The 17,777-nt window shown below is 55.9% G+C and carries 14 protein-coding genes; 9 read left to right on the top strand and 5 right to left on the bottom strand.

Translation table 11 applies throughout. From position 1 onward, the window contains the following. The first annotated feature begins 7 nt into the window (after positions 1-7). Both LVD14_RS08380 and LVD14_RS08375 read left to right on the top strand, forming a co-directional pair. The gene (locus LVD14_RS08380; RefSeq protein ID WP_237133635.1) at positions 8-1,690 is read left to right on the top strand and encodes an ABC transporter permease; all 1,683 of its coding nucleotides are present in this window, start codon (positions 8-10) and stop codon (positions 1,688-1,690) included. After that, positions 1,687-2,316 (top strand): ATP-binding cassette domain-containing protein, encoded by a 630-nt coding sequence (locus LVD14_RS08375; RefSeq protein ID WP_237133634.1) that lies wholly within the window; start codon positions 1,687-1,689, stop codon positions 2,314-2,316. Before LVD14_RS08380 ends, LVD14_RS08375 begins: the two co-directional genes overlap by 4 nt. Positions 2,317-2,331: 15 nt before the next feature. Here the strand turns inward: LVD14_RS08375 and LVD14_RS08370 are convergent, their stop codons facing one another. Further along, positions 2,332-3,144 (bottom strand): DUF547 domain-containing protein, encoded by an 813-nt coding sequence (locus LVD14_RS08370; RefSeq protein WP_237133633.1) that lies wholly within the window; start codon positions 3,142-3,144, stop codon positions 2,332-2,334. Between the two features lie 545 nt (positions 3,145-3,689). Here LVD14_RS08370 and LVD14_RS08365 point away from each other — a divergent pair. Together LVD14_RS08365 and katG are read left to right on the top strand one after the other, a co-directional pair. Continuing rightward, positions 3,690-6,503, top strand: a complete 2,814-nt coding sequence (locus LVD14_RS08365) for a valine--tRNA ligase (protein WP_237133632.1) — start codon at positions 3,690-3,692, stop codon at positions 6,501-6,503. Between the two features lie 276 nt (positions 6,504-6,779). Beyond that, positions 6,780-8,999, top strand: a complete 2,220-nt coding sequence (katG, locus tag LVD14_RS08360; protein ID WP_272907264.1) for a catalase/peroxidase HPI — start codon at positions 6,780-6,782, stop codon at positions 8,997-8,999. Positions 9,000-9,029: 30 nt separating this feature from the next. Here the strand turns inward: katG and LVD14_RS08355 are convergent, their stop codons facing one another. Together LVD14_RS08355 and LVD14_RS08350 are read right to left on the bottom strand one after the other, a co-directional pair. Then, entirely contained in the window at positions 9,030-9,242 is a 213-nt protein-coding gene (locus LVD14_RS08355) for a helix-turn-helix domain-containing protein (RefSeq protein WP_272907295.1), read from the bottom strand. Between the two features lie 29 nt (positions 9,243-9,271). Further along, the gene (locus tag LVD14_RS08350; protein ID WP_237133630.1) at positions 9,272-9,814 is read right to left on the bottom strand and encodes a DUF2975 domain-containing protein; all 543 of its coding nucleotides are present in this window, start codon (positions 9,812-9,814) and stop codon (positions 9,272-9,274) included. A 94-nt stretch (positions 9,815-9,908) separates the two neighbouring features. Between LVD14_RS08350 and LVD14_RS08345 the strand changes: the two genes are divergently transcribed. The 4 genes from LVD14_RS08345 to LVD14_RS08330 are packed head-to-tail and all read left to right on the top strand — an operon-like array spanning position 9,909 to position 14,978. Continuing rightward, entirely contained in the window at positions 9,909-10,259 is a 351-nt protein-coding gene (locus LVD14_RS08345; protein WP_237133629.1) for a hypothetical protein, read from the top strand. A gap of 43 nt (positions 10,260-10,302) precedes the next feature. Further along, positions 10,303-10,539, top strand: a complete 237-nt coding sequence (locus LVD14_RS08340; protein ID WP_237133628.1) for a hypothetical protein — start codon at positions 10,303-10,305, stop codon at positions 10,537-10,539. A gap of 15 nt (positions 10,540-10,554) precedes the next feature. Beyond that, positions 10,555-11,835 carry an exonuclease SbcCD subunit D C-terminal domain-containing protein gene (locus tag LVD14_RS08335; RefSeq protein ID WP_237133627.1) on the top strand — a complete coding sequence of 427 codons (1,281 nt, stop codon included), beginning with the start codon at positions 10,555-10,557 and terminating at the stop codon, positions 11,833-11,835. Positions 11,836-11,837: 2 nt separating this feature from the next. Further along, the gene (locus tag LVD14_RS08330) at positions 11,838-14,978 is read left to right on the top strand and encodes an AAA family ATPase (RefSeq protein WP_237133626.1); all 3,141 of its coding nucleotides are present in this window, start codon (positions 11,838-11,840) and stop codon (positions 14,976-14,978) included. Here the strand turns inward: LVD14_RS08330 and LVD14_RS08325 are convergent. After that, positions 14,973-15,488 (bottom strand): DinB family protein, encoded by a 516-nt coding sequence (locus LVD14_RS08325; RefSeq protein ID WP_237133625.1) that lies wholly within the window; start codon positions 15,486-15,488, stop codon positions 14,973-14,975. The genes LVD14_RS08330 and LVD14_RS08325 overlap by 6 nt on opposite strands. Before the next feature lie 91 nt (positions 15,489-15,579). Further along, positions 15,580-16,182 carry a LysE family translocator gene (locus tag LVD14_RS08320; protein ID WP_237133624.1) on the bottom strand — a complete coding sequence of 201 codons (603 nt, stop codon included), beginning with the start codon at positions 16,180-16,182 and terminating at the stop codon, positions 15,580-15,582. Positions 16,183-16,368: 186 nt separating this feature from the next. On the opposite strand from LVD14_RS08320, the gene LVD14_RS08315 reads away from it, so the two are divergent. Beyond that, on the top strand, positions 16,369-17,763 hold the full coding sequence (locus LVD14_RS08315; protein ID WP_237133623.1) for a PLP-dependent aminotransferase family protein: 1,395 nt from the start codon (positions 16,369-16,371) through the stop codon (positions 17,761-17,763). Positions 17,764-17,777 lie beyond the last annotated feature (14 nt).

The following is a 17,777-nucleotide window of genomic DNA, read 5'->3' as shown; positions in this document are numbered from 1 at the left end:
GGCTGAAATGCTGAGAGCTGCGCCAGCACTGATGGTCATTTTACTGGTCATTCCCGTTTTATTGGGACTGGCCGCTGTGGTATTGCCAGCCTTCGGCTACCTGCCCGTCCTGGGGCTGACCGATCCCGGTCTGGCTGTCTGGCGCGAACTGCTGGAAGTGCCAGGCATAGGCCATAGTGTTGCACTTAGTCTTGCCGCTGGCGTCATCACACCACTGCTGGCCCTGCTGCTGGTCATGTTGTTTCTTGCTGCAGTCAGCGGCACCCGATGGGCGCGGATCATGCGTCAACTGGTGGCGCCATTGCTCGCGGTCCCCCATGCGGCAGCAGCCTTTGGTCTGGCATTTCTGATCGCGCCTTCAGGCCTTGCGCTGCGCCTGATATCACCAGAATTGAGTGGCTGGCAACGCCCCCCTGATCTGCTGATCCTCAACGATCCGCTGGGCCTGTCGATGATGGCAGGTCTTGTTCTCAAGGAAATCCCTTTCCTGTTACTCATGGCACTGGCCGTACTGCCTCAGTTGCATGCGGACCAACGTGTTGCCATGGCACGGACACTGGGATACCGTCCGGTCTACGCATGGCTGTGGGCCGTGGCGCCTGCTCTCTACCCGCTGTTGCGACTGCCGTTGTTTGCCGTTATCGCTTTCGCTTCCGCCACCGTCGATGTGGCGCTGATTCTGGGCCCGTCTTTGCCACCGCCGCTGAGCGTCCGCATCGTAGGCTGGTTCGCTGACCCCGATTTGACAACCCGTATGCTGGCATCGGCAGCGGCGCTGTTGCAGCTGACGGTCACGCTGTCAGCCATTGCCATCTGGCTGATAGCGGAGCGGCTGCTGACACCGCTGCTTAGACAACTGAGTCTGCGCGGCATCCGTCGACGGGGACAGGCGACAATTAATTTCATTGGCCGCAGCACGCTGATAGTGACGCTTGGCACGTTAATGCTCAGCCTGATGGTTCTCTGCCTGCAGGCATTCGCAGGACCCTGGCGCTTTCCGGACAATCTGCCAACAGCATGGACAATTCAGCACTGGCAGAGTGTGGGCAGTGTGCTCAGCACGCCGTTGGGTAATACACTGTTGCTGGGCCTGACGTCGGTGTTATTCACCGTGGCACTTGTGCTGGCGGCACTGGAATACGAATCCCGACGCGGCCTGGCACCACAACGATTACTTTGGGCCATATATATTCCTCTGCTGGTGCCTCAGGTGGCATTTTTGTATGGCCTGACGCTGTTGCTGGAACAGTTGCGCTGGCAGCCAGGCTTGCTGGTTGTAGGATTTAGCCACTGTCTATTTGTGCTGCCCTACGTCTATCTGACATTGGCGGACCCCTACCGACGCCTGGACCCGCGATGGCAGCAACTCGCTGCGGCGCTGGGAGCCTCCCCCATGCGTGTCTGGTGGCGGATCAAGTTGCCGCTGCTGCTCGCGCCAATAGCCACTGCCTGTGCTGTCGGGTTTGCTGTGAGCATCGGTCAGTACCTGGCAACTTTATTGACAGGTGCAGGACGGGTCAGCACACTGACGACCGAAGCGGTCGCGCTAGCTTCGGGTGGGACACGCGGCCCCATTGCAGTATGGGCATTGATGCAGACAATACTCCCCATGCTGGGTTTCGCGCTGGCACTGGCACTGCCCCGAATTATCTGGCGCCATCGACAGGCGATGCGAGGTTCACTGACATGACTGGCATGACCCTGCGCCTGCAGGATATTGAAATCACCCTCAAAGGTCAGCGCCTTCTGCAAATCAATGCACAGATCGAACCCGGCGCGACGCTGACTGTCATGGGTCCATCCGGCGCCGGAAAGTCCTCGCTGCTGGCATACATTGCAGGCTTTCTTGCACCGGAATTTCAGGCTCAGGGTGAGATATGGCTGGGCGAACGCTGTCTGAACGGGCTGCCGCCTGAACAGCGCAAAGTGGGATTGTTGTTCCAGGACCCTTTGCTGTTTCCGCATCTATCGGTTGCGCAGAACCTTACCTTTGCGTTGCCTGCCGACGTACCGGATCGATCAGCACGCGTCGAACTGGCACTTGAGAATGTGGGTCTGGCGGGTTTTGCTGAGCGCGATCCCGCCACGCTATCCGGTGGCCAGAAAGCACGCGTGTCATTGCAGCGGCTGCTACTGTCCAATCCGCACGCTGTGCTGTTGGATGAACCTTTTTCTCGGCTGGACAGTCATCTGCGCCAGGAAGTTCGACAGCATGTGTTTCAGACCCTGCGCGATGCCAGTCTGCCTGCCATCCTGGTGACGCATGATGCTGAGGATGCCCGCGCTGCAGATGGCACTGTGATTGAGCTTGGCTGAAAGTTACAAAGTTTGTTACGAACCCGGAATATCATTCAGGGCCCAGTCATAATCCAGATAGCGTATTGCCATATCGCCGCTCCGGAGTGCATCAGCCTGCTCTGCTGTCGCGCCCAGCGCTGAGGCGTAGTCTGCAAGGAACTCACCCACCCTCTGATACCCCATCCAGCCTTGCTCAAAATCCTCAGGATACCAGCGGAAGATCTCTGAGACGCGGGCACGGCCGTCCTCGATTCGATTGCGCGAACGGTCTGCCAGGAACAGTCGCGTCTGCTCATCCAGCTGTGCAGCCAGCTGCTCACCGGTATACGCCTCATTGCGAAGCGCCGGACAGCCGATGCTGGCGCAATTGACCGCAAAGTGAATCAACGGATTATTGTAGCGATTCCAGCCGCGAATCATGTCGTGCTCGACATTGTCCAGCGTGTAGCGCTCACCAAACAGCTCGACAATATCCTGACCCCAGGGCGAGCCGAACCAGCCACCAATGTCGCGAATGGAGTCGATGTCCGGATACTCGGTCAGAATGAGCTCCACAGTCCAGGCATTGTAGGCGTTGATCAAGAACGCCAGCTGCTCATCCTGCGCCCACTGTTCAAAATCCTCACGCGAGACAGCCGCCAGCGCATCCAGATAAGCCCGCAGCGCCGCCCTGTCATCATTCATACCCTGGTAATCGACCTGAGTCGCCTGCCCGCCATCAATCACCCGCACATGCTCCTGCAGCAACGCCGTCCAGGCCTGATGATCAATCTCAGCATGCACCGGCGCCGCAGACACCAGCAGCCACAAGGCAGCCACCCGAGCAAAAACACCCAATCGATTCACAAATCCTCCACGCTCTCCAATCAACAACCGGTAGCCATTATCTATCAGATTTTACGCAACCCCGTCCCTCCTGGATGGCTTCGATCCGGTCCGGCCCCAAGGGAACGGGGTAAGTCTGCATTGGGCACGCCCGTGAATACGTCTGGCCGCCATGGATGGCGGTCATGCCGGTTTTGCAGGAGCAATAGCCGCCAATGACGCATGACACCCTAGCGGCCTTGTGCCCGCCAGGTTAAAAGCATACCCGGTGCAGTGATACTGCTGAAGATTTCACGGTCTGACGGCGGATGGCCTCCGTGCTTTGCAGGATGGCACTGAGGCCTTGGGGTGCCGGGGGTAGCTGCGTGGAGCGCCGCCAGCCAGGGATGGCTGGCGACGAGCCCTACACGGACGTATTCACGGGCGTCTCCTAAGCACCTACCCCCGACTTCCCAAGGCCGGAGCTGATCACGGGAATCCGGATGATCGCTGCAAATGTGGCATTGCATCAGGTATAATCCCGGGCTTTCCGACATTGAGCCATCGCAGAGACCCCCCGAGCATCCATGGACAAGACCTACCAGCCCCAAGACATCGAACAACAGTGGTACCAGACCTGGGAATCGCGTAACTACTTTGCCCCCAGCGGCGAAGGCGACTCCTACAGTATTGTGATACCGCCCCCGAACGTCACAGGTCGCCTGCACATGGGTCACGGTTTCCAGAATGCCATCATGGATGCACTGATCCGTTACCACCGCATGATGGGGCGCAACACCCTCTGGCAGGTGGGTACCGACCACGCAGGCATTGCCACCCAGATGGTGGTCGAGCGTCGTCTGGAACGCGAGGGTGTCAAACGCACTGAGCTGGGTCGCGACAAGTTTCTTGATGAAGTCTGGAAGTGGAAAGAAGAGTCCGGCGGCATCATCACGCAGCAGATCCGCCGCCTGGGTGGTTCCATCGACTGGACACGTGAACGCTTCACCATGGACGAAGGGCTGTCTGCGGCCGTGGAAGAAGTGTTTGTCCGCCTCTATGACGAAGGTCTGATCTATCGCGGCAATCGTCTGGTTAACTGGGATCCGAAACTGCACACGGCGGTTTCTGATCTGGAAGTGATCAATGAGGAAGAAGACGGCTTTTTCTGGTACTTCAATTATCCGTTGGCGGACGGTGCCACAACCGACAATGGCGAGACCTTTATCACCATCGCCACCACGCGCCCGGAAACGCTGCTGGGTGACACCGCAGTTGCGGTCAATCCGGAAGATCCGCGTTTCAAGTCACTGATCGGCAAATGGATAGACCTGCCCCTTTGCGATCGGCGCATACCAATTATTGCGGATGATTACGTCGATCCGGAGTTTGGTACTGGCTGCGTAAAAATCACGCCTGCCCACGATTTTAATGACTATGAAGTTGGCAAGCGCCACGACCTGGAAATGATCAATATTTTCACGATCGATGCCGCCATCAACGACAATGCGCCACAGGCCTATCGTGGTATGGACCGCTTTGATGCACGCAAGCAGGTCGTGGCTGATATGGAAAGCGCCGGGCTGCTCGCCAAGGTCGAGCCACACAAATTAAAAGTACCACGCGGCGACAGAACCGGCGTAGTCATTGAGCCCTACCTGACCAACCAGTGGTATGTGGCAGTCAAATCGCTGGCCGAACCAGCCATCAAGGCGGTCGAGGACGGCGATATTGAATTTGTGCCAAAGAACTGGGAAAACACCTATTTTGCCTGGATGCGCGACATTCAGGACTGGTGTATTTCACGTCAGCTATGGTGGGGACATCGCATACCGGCCTGGTATGACGCCGAAGGCAAGATCTATGTCGGACGCAGCGAAGCCCAGGTGCGGGAAAAGTACAAACTGCCTGAGAACCTGGCCCTGCAGCAGGATGAAGACGTGCTGGACACCTGGTTCTCGTCTGCACTGTGGACCTTCTCAACGCTGGGCTGGCCGGATGACCCGGAAACCCTGAAAACCTTCCATCCGACCGATGTACTGGTCACCGGTTTCGACATCATCTTTTTCTGGGTAGCCCGGATGATCATGATGACACTGAAATTCACCGGCGAGATCCCGTTCAAGAAGGTATACATCACCGGCCTGGTCCGCGATGAAAACGGACAGAAGATGTCCAAGTCCAAAGGCAATGTGCTGGACCCGATCGACCTGATCGACGGTATCAGCCTGGATGATCTGGTTGCCAAGCGTACAGAAGGCCTGATGCAGCCGCAGCTCGAGAAGAAAATCGAGAAGTTTACCCGTGAGTCGTTCCCGGATGGCATTACCGGTTATGGCACCGATGCGCTTCGCTACACCTACTACTCGCTGGCATCCACCGGCCGTGACATCAAGTTCGATGTCAGCCGCATGGAGGGTTACCGCAACTTCTGCAACAAGATCTGGAATGCCTCGCGCTACGTGATCATGAACACCGAAGAGAAGGGAATTCAGTTTTCTGCCTCTGATGCGGCCACACTGCGCGACGATCCAAATCTGAGCCTGGCCGACCGCTGGATTCTTTCGCGTCTGCAGCAGACCATCGCCCAGGTACATGATCACATGGGCAACTACCGTTTTGACCTGATGTCACAGACCATCTACGACTTCTTCTGGAACGAGTACTGTGACTGGTATGTGGAGCTGTCCAAGCCCGTGCTCTGGGATGCCGACAATCAGCCGGAGAAGGCCCGCGCTGCCCGCCTTACCCTGTTGACAGTGCTGGAAACCAGCCTGCGTATGGTGCACCCGCTGATGCCATTTATCACCGAAGAAATCTGGCAGAAGATCGCCACCTTGATCGGCATCGAAACCAGCAACACCAGTATCATGCTGCAGGCCTATCCGGCCGTGGATAATGCCTTGATCAATCCTCAGGCAGAGTCCGACATCGACTGGGTCAAGGGCGTGATCATTGGTATTCGAAATATTCGCGGCGAGATGAATATCGCCCCTGGCAAACAGTTCCCGGCGCTGCTGGGCAACACCACCGAGCAGGACCGCCGACGTCTTGATGAAAATCTGGCCAACCTGCTGAAACTGGCAAAACTGTCGGAGCTGCGTGCATTGCGGGCAGGCGAATCGGCACCGGTCAGCGCCACACAGCTGTATCAGGACATGGAGATTCTGGTACCACTGGCTGACCTGATCGACAAGGATGTGGAAATCGCGCGACTTGAAAAAGAGATAGCGAAACTGGAGAAAAACCTGCAGGCGATCAATGGCAAACTGGGCAATGCACGGTTTGTCGACAACGCCCCGGCAGAAATCGTGGCTACCGAGCGTGAACGACAGCGCGCTGTGGAAAGCTCCGTGGCCGCATTGCAGGACAAGCTGAATACCATCAAGTCGCTGGCGTAATCTTACCGCCACACTCCGCGAACGCCGCCAGCCATCGCAGGCTGGCCGGCGCTCTGACATCTGAACAATCGCTCTGGCGCACATCATCTATCCGGAACATTAGCTCGTAGTGTCTTGTAGGGCCGAAACGTGAATGCGTTCTGACGGCCCAAACGATACATATTTTCTATCGATTTATTGCAAAAACAAGATTCTCTATATCAAGCAAAGCGCGCTATAGTGCTTGAGTACAAGACATCACCCTCAAACAATTCATGCAGAACAATGGAGTGAGTTATGGACCGTCAAAACGAAAACAGCGCTGGCAAATGCCCCGTGATGCACGGCTCCCGCACCCAGATGGGCGGCAAAGGCACGGGAGTGCAGGACTGGTGGCCCAACCAGTTGAACCTGGGCATCCTGCATCAACACTCGCCGAAATCGAATCCACTGGGCGATGACTTCAACTATGCTGATGCATTCAAGTCACTCGACCTGGCAGCTGTCAAGAAAGACCTCGAAGCCTTAATGACCGACTCCAAAGACTGGTGGCCGGCTGACTACGGTCACTATGGTCCGTTTTTTATTCGTATGGCCTGGCACAGTGCTGGCACCTACCGTATGGGTGATGGCCGCGGCGGCGCTGGCACTGGCGCTCAGCGTTTCGCACCGCTTGGCAGCTGGCCCGACAACGGCAACCTGGATAAAGCCCGTCGCCTGCTTTGGCCGATCAAAAAGAAGTATGGCAACAAACTTTCCTGGGCTGACCTGTACATCCTTACTGGTAATGTTGCACTGGAATCGATGGGATTCAAAACATTCGGCTTTGCCGGCGGTCGCGCCGACATCTACCAACCTGAAGAAGATATCTACTGGGGTGCGGAAGACGAGTGGCTGGCCACCAGTGACAAACCCAACAGCCGTTATTCTGGCGAGCGCGAGCTGGAAAACCCCCTGGCTGCCGTGCAGATGGGTCTGATCTACGTAAATCCGGAAGGCCCGGATGGCAATCCTGATCCGCTGCTTTCTGCCAAAGACATCCGCGAGACCTTCAAGCGCATGGCCATGGACGATTACGAAACCGTTGCATTGACCGCTGGCGGTCATACCTTCGGCAAAACCCACGGTGCCGGTGACCCCTCCCATGTTGGTCCTGAGCCGGAAGCAGCGCCGATCGAGCAGATGGGCACGGGCTGGAAGAGCAGCTACAAAAGCGGTAAAGGCCGCGATGCGATAACCAGCGGACTGGAAGGTGCATGGACGCCCACGCCGACAAAGTGGGACATGAGCTACTTCGATGTTCTGTTCGGTTATGAATGGGAACTGACCAAGAGTCCGGCTGGCGCTAACCAGTGGCAGCCCAAGAACCTGGCTGACAAAGACAAGGCACCCGACGCCGAAGATGCATCACAGAAAGTCGGCATCATGATGTCGACGGCCGACATGGCCATGCGGGAAGATCCTGAGTACCGCAAAATCTCCCAGCACTTCCACAAGAACCCGGAAGAGTTTGCCGATGCTTTCGCGCGAGCTTGGTTTAAACTGACGCACCGTGACATGGGGCCGAAGTCTCGCTATCTCGGGCCGGAAGTGCCGGCCGAAGACCTGATCTGGCAGGATCCGGTACCTGCAGTTGATCACGAGCTTATCAACGACAAGGACATTGCTGATCTCAAGGCGAAGATTCTAGGCTCCGGTCTGACCGTCTCCGAGCTGGTTTACACAGCATGGTCTTCTGCCTCAACTTTCCGTGGTTCCGACATGCGCGGCGGCGCGAACGGTGCGCGTATCCGCCTGGCACCCCAGAAAGACTGGGAAGTAAACCAGCCGGAACAACTGGCCAAAGTGCTGGGCAAACTGGAAGCCATTCAGTCTGAATTCAACAGTTCACAGTCAGGCAAACAGGTCTCACTGGCTGACCTGATTGTACTGGGCGGCAGCGCTGCCGTTGAAAAGGCTGCCAAGGATGCCGGTCACAGCATTGCTGTACCATTTGCGCCAGGTCGCACCGATACGACTCAGGAAATGACAGATGCGGAATCTTTCGATCCACTGCGTCCCGAAGCAGACGGCTTCCGCAACTATCGCCGCGCCGCGTTTACGGTGTCAGATGAAGAAATGCTGGTCGACAAAGCCCAGCTGCTGCAACTGAGCGCACCAGAGATGACTGTGCTGGTGGGCGGACTGCGTGTATTGAACGCCAACTACAAAGGCGCCAAACACGGCGTATTGACCAAAACACCTGGCAAGCTGACCAATGACTTCTTTGTCAACCTGACTGATCTGGACCTCGAGTGGGCGCCGGTCAAGGGTGAAGACAATGTGTTCGAAGCCCGCGATCGCAAGTCCGGAGAAGTAAAATGGACAGGCACCCGCGTGGATCTGGTTTTCGGTTCCAACTCACAGTTGCGGGCACTGTCAGAGGTCTACGCCCAGGACGACGCCAAAGAAAAATTCGTCAAGGATTTTGTGGCGGCCTGGACCAAGGTGATGAACGCTGATCGTTTTGATCTGTAATACCTCACTGTAAAACACCAATGAGCGCCATCATTCGGCTTCGCCGTCTGATGGCGCTTCGTTTTCGCCAGCTACATACCTAAGAATGTCACCCGGCTGACATTCAAGAAATTCACATATCTTTTCCAGCGTCGCGAAGCGAATACCCTTCACCCTGCCTGTCTTCAACAGCGAGATATTCTGCTCTGTTATTCCGACATAAGCGGCCAGCTCTTTGGATCGCTTTTTGCGGATAGCCAGCATTGCATCGAGGTTTACGATAATCGCCACTGTCAGACAAATGCCTCGTTTTCTGACTGGATGCGATGTCCCTCGCGTAGAACCCAGGCCACCGCCAACAACAGACCGGCGATAAACAGCTGTCCCAGATCATTGCTGCCCGTACTCAGGGTAATCGCCCGTTGTCCAGGCGGATTACTCATGGTCAGTACCAGGCTGAGCAGCGCGCTGATCAGCGGCGAAATCAACACTGTGATGAACAGCATGCGTGCGAACACCAGCAGGTTTGCTGCAGCTCTGTCATTAAAGATCTCGCCGCGACGGAACTGCCCAAACAACATGCGCAAATGCCAGACACCCCACATCATCAGACCAAGCGGAAGTGCACTGACCATGGCGCCCAGCACCAGATTCAGGGTGCCGACATATTCCGGTCTGATCGGTAGCTGCTGGAGTGTCTGCCAACGTGGACCCAGTGTTTCGAAACTCAACCAGATCACTAGCAGCATCACGGGCGCCAACACCAGATACAGTGTGCAGGCGATCTGCATCAGCCTGCTGATACGGCCTATCCGCACCAGATGATTCATTGCCATGCCCTCCTGGACAGAACACAAAAATTTCACTATTGACATCGTAAAACAATATTTTATTATTGTAAAACAATAATTATCTGGAGGTATTCGAATCATGAGGACCTTATTTCTGGTTTGCCTGTGTGTCGCTGCAGCGCCAGTCAAGGCACTGACCTGGCTGGAACTGCACCAGGAAATCCAGTCTGTCGAGCAGGGCAACCCCGCCAATACAGCCATAATCCAGCGTATGAGTGACATCACGACTGCACTTTTCACCTACCACCGCACTGCCGTCAACGCAGAGCTGGCAACCCTGTTCTGTCCCCCTTCAGGTGGTTCAATGGGCCTTGATGAAATTGTCTCAATCGTACGCCAGCAGGCCGCGGAGGCAGACGTGCAGGACGATTATCTGGTAGAGTCTCTGCTGCTGAGCGGCCTGCAGCAACGCTTCCCCTGCAGCCGTTGATATAACAATCGACACGACCGATAACTGCCAAGCAGGAGCAAGGATGAGTGCTTTTCCAAGGGATGATCTGTTGGATACCATCCCCGATGTCAGGGATGGACTGACCCGTGTTGAGCGAATAATCCTTAAAGTGCTGCATGATACGCAACAGGAACTGGGTGGACGTTCTGTATCCACCATCATGCTGTATGGCCGTGTCTGCGAGATCATCGACATCAGCCAGGACGAGCTGCAGCGGCATTTGCAGCGTCTGACCGGCAAACTGAATCCACCCAATTAACGAACACCCCCGAACATGACACTTCGCGTCTTACATACTTCAGACTGGCATCTGGGCCGCAGTCTTTACGGCCACAAACGTTATGAAGAATTTGACTGCATGCTGGACTGGATGGTCAGCACCATTGAGACGGAGCTCATTGATGTACTTCTGATCGCGGGTGACATTTTCGACACCACCACCCCCAGCAACCGCGCTATGCAGCAGTATTACGACTTTCTGCGCCGGGTCAGCGCAACACAGTGCCAGCACATTGTGATCATCGGCGGTAATCATGATTCACCCACATTCCTGAATGCTCCCCGGCAACTGCTACAGGCACTGAATGTCCACGTTGTTGGTGCCGCGCTGGATGATCCGGCAGAAGAAGTTCTGCTGCTCAGAGATTCACAGCAGCAGCCCATGATGATCGTCTGCGCAGTCCCCTACCTGCGCGACCGCGATATTCGACAATCTGAGGCCGGCGAATCCATGGCCGACAAGGAGCAGAAACTGCTGTCGGGCATCGCCCTGCACTACCAGCAGGTTGTGGCAGCTGCAGAAACACTGCGAGCCGAACCTGGCAGCACCGAAACGTCTGTGAAAAAGAGTGAGACCGGTATTGATGTACCCATCATAGGTATGGGCCACCTGTTTACCGCAGGCGCACAGACTGTGGAAGACGATGGCGTCCGTGATCTGTATGTCGGGTCGCTGGCACATGTAGGCCCTGACATCTTCCCTTCATCTCTGGATTATGTGGCGCTGGGCCACCTGCATGTACCTCAGGCTGTCGGCGGGAATACCTACATCCGTTACAGCGGCTCACCGCTGCCGATGGGCTTTGGTGAGGCGACCCAGCAAAAGTCGGTCTGCCTGCTGGAGTTCCGGGGCCGCGAACCGCAGCTGAAGTTGTTGCCTGTACCAGTCTTTCAACGCCTGCGTCAGTGCCGCGGTGACCTTGAAACATTGCAGGATGCCCTGCGTGATGTCGCGGAACTGCCTGGCGACACCTGGGTCGAGCTGGTGTACACCAGTCAGCGTCGACAGCCTGAGCTGCGCGAAAAACTGGAATCCTTCGCCGCCGATATAGGCGCAGGACGACTCACCGTGCTGAGGATAAAACACCCTCAGGCAGTCCAGCGAGCCTTAAGCCAGAGCGACGACGAACAGACGCTGGATGAACTGACACCAGAGGATGTTTTTGAACGTTGTCTCAGCCAGCATGAGGTTCCGATGGATGAACGCGAGGAGCTGCGAAGCCTTTACAGCGAGATCGTCAACGACATGCAAACAGCAGATCGGCGGGCTGAATAAACATGCGCATTCTGGGCATACGCTTTCAGAACCTGAACTCCCTGCTTGGCGAATGGGAAATCGACTTCACAGACCCGGCCTACACAAGTGACGGAATTTTTGCCATTATCGGCCCCACCGGTGCCGGCAAAAGCACGCTGCTTGATGCGATGTGTCTGGCGCTTTATGGACAGACACCGCGGCTTGGTTCCATCACTGCCTCCAGCAATGAAATCATGTCGCGCCAGAGCGGCGAGTGTTTTGCGGAAATTACCTTCAGCACGCAACAGGGTCGCTATCGCGCGTTCTGGGCACAGCACCGCGCTCGCAAAAAACCGGACGGCAAACTGCAGGCCGCCCGACATGAAGTTGTGGATGCAGAGTCCGGGAAAATCATCGACAGCAAGTTGAGCACTGTTGGCTCTCGAATTGTAGAGTTGACCGGCATGGACTTCGCCAGGTTCACGCAATCCATGCTGCTGGCCCAGGGTGGGTTTACCGCCTTCCTGAGAGCCACACCCGATGACCGCGCGCCGATACTGGAAAAGATAACCGGCACCGCCATCTATGGCGATATCTCCCTGGCGGTGCACGAGCGGCTCAGCGAGAAGAAACAGCAGCTTGCACTTTTGCTGGCTGAGCAACAGGGCACGCAATTGCTGACGGAGGAGCAGGAAACCGGACTGCAGAATGAAGCCTCGCAGCTTGCCGCGCAGCTGCAGACTGCAACTGTGCAAATCGATTCTCTGCGCCAGAAATACCAATGGCATATCAAGTGTGAAGAGCTGCGCAGCAGTCTGGAACAACTTCAGCACGACCAGCAGCAATGGCAGCAACGAGAGGCAGCGTCCGCGCCAGACCGACGCCAGCTGGAGGCAGCCAACCGGGCGCTGGAACTCAGCTCTAAATACACAGGCTTGACTGAGTTGCGACGTCAGCAGCAAACCGAGAAACAGCGACTGACTGACGACAAAACCCTGCAGCAAAAACTGCAGGATGACATCGAACAGCAACAGCGACTTATCTCAGACGGTGAGGAAGCGCTGCAGGAAGCCGAGGCCCAAGAGCAGAAGATGCGTCCCTTGTTCCGAAAAGTCGATGCTCTGGATACCCAGATTACAGAGACCAGAGTGTCGGCAGAACATCAGCAGCACGAACTGGCAAAATGCATCAAAGACAAGGGCCTGCAAAAAGACAGAATCCTGCAGATGGATCCGGCGGACGCTGACGCAGTCCACGAACTTGCCAGCAGCGAAGTACGCGCCGCAGAGCAACACCTCCAGAAACTGACCCGTGCCAGCAGCAGTGCCGACATCAGGGCGCAGTCCGAAGCGGCGACAGCGAAGCTTGGCGCGCATGCCAATCTGCTCCGCGATATCGAATCACTCTCATCCTCAGACGAACAGGTGTCGAAACTCGAGCAGGAAAATGCCAACGCCAACAACGAACATGTTCGCGCCAGTCATGAGCGCGAGCAGGCGGAGGCCATGGTGCTGGCGCACCAGAAAACATTAAAGTCACTGCAGGAGCAGCAGCGATTGCAGCAGCGCGTGCTGGACATGGAAGCCATGCGTACGCAACTGGAAGAAGATGTGCCCTGCCCGCTTTGCGGCTCCACACAGCACCCTTATGCCAGTCATCAGCCGGACATCAATCAGGACGCAGTTCAGGCAGACATCGACAGCACTCAACAGGCCCTGGAAAACAGTACTCAAACCGTTTCCACTGCTGGCAAAAAAGAAGTGACATGGCACACCAGAAAGGAGCAACTGCAGCAGCAGATCGAGGCACTCCAGCACAGGCAGTCTGAATTACGTAGACATATCGAAAGCCAGTGCCTTGAGCTTGGCATACACACTGAACAAGACAGGCTGAGTGCCACAGTCGCATCACGTCGCGACTCAATCATCGAGCAGAAAGCCACTCTAAGCAAAACGCTCGAGGAAATTGATGCGGCCCAGGCCAGATTGCATGCCGCCCAACAAAAGCAGATTGCCACTGAGGGCGCACGCGAAGCACTGAGCATCAAGCGCCAGCTGGAAGCAAGCCAGCTGAAACTTGAGAATCTTGTGCAGCAACGGCGGGATCTGCTGGGTGACAAATCAGTTGAGCAGCAAGAGCAGTCTGTCACTGAAAAAACACAGAAAGCACGGCAGTCACTGCACACCGCACAAGTAAGCCTGAATCGACTGGGCCAGCAACTTAGCGACTGTGAACGACGCATCGCAACTGGAATCAAGAGCGTACACAGATTGTGCCACCAGTTAAATGATGCCGAATCACATTTCTGCGAATTATTGTCTGCTCAGCAATTCGAGAATGAACAGGCCTTGCTGTCGGCCCAGTTGCCGGAACGGGAACGCAAGCAGCTGGCGGACCGGATTCAGGCATTAACGGACGAAGGCAAAACCATCAAGGCACTGTTGCGGCGTCGCAATGAGGAACTGGAGGCCCTGCTAAACAGTAAACCGGGTGAGGAAACACGACAGCTTCTACAACAGCAGTTGCAGGCAGAGGAAACGACGGCCAACTCATTGCGGGAATCACTCGGCGCTGTTCGACAACGCCTTAAGGACAACGACGAGGCGCGCCAGCGACAGCAATCACTGTCAGAACAGATTGACCGACACCGCGATGAGGTCGAACGCTGGGGACGCCTGCATGAACTGATTGGCTCCAGTAACGGCAAGAAATTCCGCAATTTTGCACAGGGCCTGACATTTGAATTGATGGTGTCGCATGCCAATCAGCAATTACAGAAAATGACCGATCGATACCTGCTGGTCCGTGATCGCGAGCAACCGCTGGAACTGAATGTCATCGACAACTATCAGGCCGGAGAAACACGTTCAACAAAGAACCTGTCAGGCGGCGAGAGCTTTATCGTGTCGCTGGCCCTGGCACTCGGGCTGTCAGGCATAGCCAGTCGCAATGTGCGGGTCGACTCGCTGTTTCTGGACGAAGGGTTTGGAACTCTGGATGAAGAAGCTCTGGATGTCGCACTGGATACACTGTCCGGCCTGCAGCAGCAAGGCAAATTGATCGGTGTCATTTCTCACGTTGCAGCACTCAAAGAACGCATCGGCACGCAGATAATAGTGGCCCCGGTGGCCGGCGGGCGCAGTCGTCTCAGCGGCCCCGGCTGCCGATCGCTTTCCTCATGACAGTCCAGGCATATACAAAAGGTCCGTCACACCCGGGTCCATGCCCTGCTGGAATAACAATGTAGTGAGCTGCCCACGATGATGGGTCTGATGATTAAAAAAATGTGTCAGCGCCAGCCACATCGGCAGGGTTCGGGGCTGCGGGTTGGTCATCGGGGTGAAATGCAGCTCTGACTCAACGGTTTCCCGGTCCAGGCTGCCTGCCCAGTCAATAATGCGTTGATCTTCCGCTTCTCTGGCCTGTCGCAGCTCCTCAAAAGAATCAGTCAGCATGTAGTCCAGTGACGGCACGACGTATGGTTTGCCTGTAAAACGTCCCATCCAGATTCGGTCAGCCAGTATCAGATGATTCAGCGTACCGTGTATGGACTTGAAAAAGGCTCGCTGGTCCTGTTTGCGCTGCTCATCACTCAGGCTGGCGCTGGCCTCGTAAAGCTTCTGATTCATCCATTGATTATAGGTCGCCATCGTATTGGCATGTGTCAGGTAGTCCACAGACTTTGTGTTCACCACACTTTCCTCCTGATTATCGAGCACTTCCGTTTAACCGGGCCGATGATAAGCCAATTCATACAATGTGCTAATGCGTTCGCAAGCTCTGTCACACCAGCAAGGGATACATGGAGGCCAGCAACAGCCCTGCCATCAGCAGATTGAACTGACGCGCTCGTCTTGCATTTGCCAGAAAGCGTCGCAGCGACGCGCCAAACAGATTCCAGATACTGATGCAGGGGATACCGACTACGGCAAACATAAGACCAATCATCAGAAGACTGTCTAGCATGGCCTCTGGCTGTGTATAGGTTGCCACAGCCGTAATCATCATCATCCATGCTTTGGGATTCACCCACTGAAACAGCGCAGCCTGCCAGAAACTCAACGGACGTTTAACCTTCAAGGGCGCAGACTCATCAATAGCGGGCGCCGGTCGCACCAGCAACCAGGTGAGATACAGCAGCGCAACTCCGCACAATACCTTCAGCAGGCCTGCAGCCTGGGGCACACGCAGCAGCAGCTGACCAATCCCCAGTGCCACGGCGACCAGCAATATCTGACATCCGACTGTGATTCCCAGAATATGCGGTATCGATCGTTGAAAACCAAAATTAGCGCCCGAGGCAAGCAACATCATATTGTTAGGCCCCGGTGTTCCTGTCATGACAAGCACAAACCCGACAAGTGCCAGAATCTGCTCCAATGCCATATCAATTCTCCTCCGCAGGAGTCATACCTGCACATAGTGCTATTACGCATGCCACTGTAGCTGGACAGGCACCACCAATACAGATATAAAATAATGAATTTGAACCGTTACAGTTTTGATATTCACACATCTGTAATGGCGGCCTGAGACCTATCTGTACCGCTGGACTGTAACACTGGAGCTACTATGCTTTATCTGGAAATGGCAGACCGACTGCAGACACAAATCGCCGCAGGACTTTTCCCTGTCGGTTCCCGGCTGCCAGGAGTTCGCAAACTCAGTATTCAGCAGGAAGTCAGCATCGCCACAGCCGTCAGTGCCTGTCGTGAGCTTGAGCAGCGAGGCGTGCTGGAAGCCAGGCCGCGGTCCGGCTATTTTGTGCGCCAGCCACCTGCCCAGCGCGATATGCCGAGGAAGGCAAGCACCAGCCACCGGCCACGCGCAGTCACCGGACAGGAGCGCGTACTGCAGTTACTCCAGGCCGTCAACGATCCCGGGATTGTCAATCTGGGCGCCGCCGTACCAGACGCTGATTTTCTACCTGCGCGGCAGGTGGAACAGGCTTTTCATCACGTACTCAAGACCCAGCGCAGGCGCTGTGCAGGTTACGAATTCCCACCTGGTGCACCTGAGCTGCGTCAGCAGATTGCGCGCAGGCTGGCGGGTATGCAATGTCTGGTTAACGCTGACGATGTACTGGTCACCAACAGCTGTCAGGAATCCATTGCCATCGCCCTGAAGTTGCTGACTCAGGCCGGCGATACCGTGGCTCTAGAGTCGCCAACCTATTACGGACTGCTGCAGGTCATCGAATCGCTGGGGCTGAAGGCCCTGGAGATTCCAACCGACCCCGAGACAGGCATCTCCATAGAAGCGCTGGATCTCGCACTGGAAAAATGGAAGGTCGCAGCCTGCATTCTGGTCCCCAACTTTTCCAACCCGCTTGGCGTATGTATGAGTGACGCACGCAAGCAGGCGCTGATGAAATGCCTGAGCAGACACCAGGTACCACTGATTGAAGATGATATTTATGGAGACCTGTCGTTCAATATAAGACGACCTTCGCCGGTCAAGCGCTGGGACACCGAAGGTCTGGTCTACTATTGTTCTTCATCGTCGAAAACCCTGTCGGCTGGCATGCGGGTGGGCTGGCTGGTTCCTGGCAAACGCCATGCTGAAGCAACCTATCTGCAGTTTGTAAACACGGTTTCGGTTAATTCACCCGGTCAGCTTGCATTGGCGCATATTCTGCAGCACGGCCACTACGAACGGGAAGTGAGGCGCTCAGCCAGTGAATATGTGCGAGCCATTGCCCGCATGACCGACAGGGTGACACAGCTGTTTCCGGAAGATACCCGGGTCAGCCGACCTGCCGGTGGTTTTGTGCTGTGGGTGGAGCTGCCAGAAGATATCAACACCACCGCATTGATGGCACAGGCGATGGATGAAGGTGTGAGCTTTGCGCCAGGTCCGCTGTTTTCTGCCAGCGGCAAGTTTGGCCATTGCCTGCGATTGAACTGTGCCGTGCGCTGGGATGCGCGGCTGGAGAGAGCACTGCTGACACTGGCGCGCCTGCTATGAAATTCTATTGAGTG

Source organism: Pseudohongiella sp. O18 (genome assembly GCF_021729085.1).
Classification (GTDB): domain Bacteria; phylum Pseudomonadota; class Gammaproteobacteria; order Pseudomonadales; family Pseudohongiellaceae; genus Pseudohongiella.
Note: the sequence above shows the minus strand (reverse complement) of the source record. Positions and strands in the feature narration are given on the sequence as shown.

Excerpts from the sequence above, each read along its gene's own strand:
- LVD14_RS08380 (WP_237133635.1), top strand. The coding sequence starts at position 8 with ATGCTGAGAGCTGCGCCAGCACTGATGGTCATTTTACTGGTCATTCCC.
- LVD14_RS08375 (WP_237133634.1), top strand. The coding sequence starts at position 1,687 with ATGACTGGCATGACCCTGCGCCTGCAGGATATTGAAATCACCCTCAAA.
- LVD14_RS08365 (WP_237133632.1), top strand. The coding sequence starts at position 3,690 with ATGGACAAGACCTACCAGCCCCAAGACATCGAACAACAGTGGTACCAG.
- katG (WP_272907264.1), top strand. The coding sequence starts at position 6,780 with ATGGACCGTCAAAACGAAAACAGCGCTGGCAAATGCCCCGTGATGCAC.
- LVD14_RS08355 (WP_272907295.1), bottom strand. The coding sequence starts at position 9,242 with ATGCTGGCTATCCGCAAAAAGCGATCCAAAGAGCTGGCCGCTTATGTC.
- LVD14_RS08350 (WP_237133630.1), bottom strand. The coding sequence starts at position 9,814 with ATGGCAATGAATCATCTGGTGCGGATAGGCCGTATCAGCAGGCTGATG.
- LVD14_RS08345 (WP_237133629.1), top strand. The coding sequence starts at position 9,909 with ATGAGGACCTTATTTCTGGTTTGCCTGTGTGTCGCTGCAGCGCCAGTC.
- LVD14_RS08340 (WP_237133628.1), top strand. The coding sequence starts at position 10,303 with ATGAGTGCTTTTCCAAGGGATGATCTGTTGGATACCATCCCCGATGTC.
- LVD14_RS08335 (WP_237133627.1), top strand. The coding sequence starts at position 10,555 with ATGACACTTCGCGTCTTACATACTTCAGACTGGCATCTGGGCCGCAGT.
- LVD14_RS08330 (WP_237133626.1), top strand. The coding sequence starts at position 11,838 with ATGCGCATTCTGGGCATACGCTTTCAGAACCTGAACTCCCTGCTTGGC.
- LVD14_RS08320 (WP_237133624.1), bottom strand. The coding sequence starts at position 16,182 with ATGGCATTGGAGCAGATTCTGGCACTTGTCGGGTTTGTGCTTGTCATG.
- LVD14_RS08315 (WP_237133623.1), top strand. The coding sequence starts at position 16,369 with ATGCTTTATCTGGAAATGGCAGACCGACTGCAGACACAAATCGCCGCA.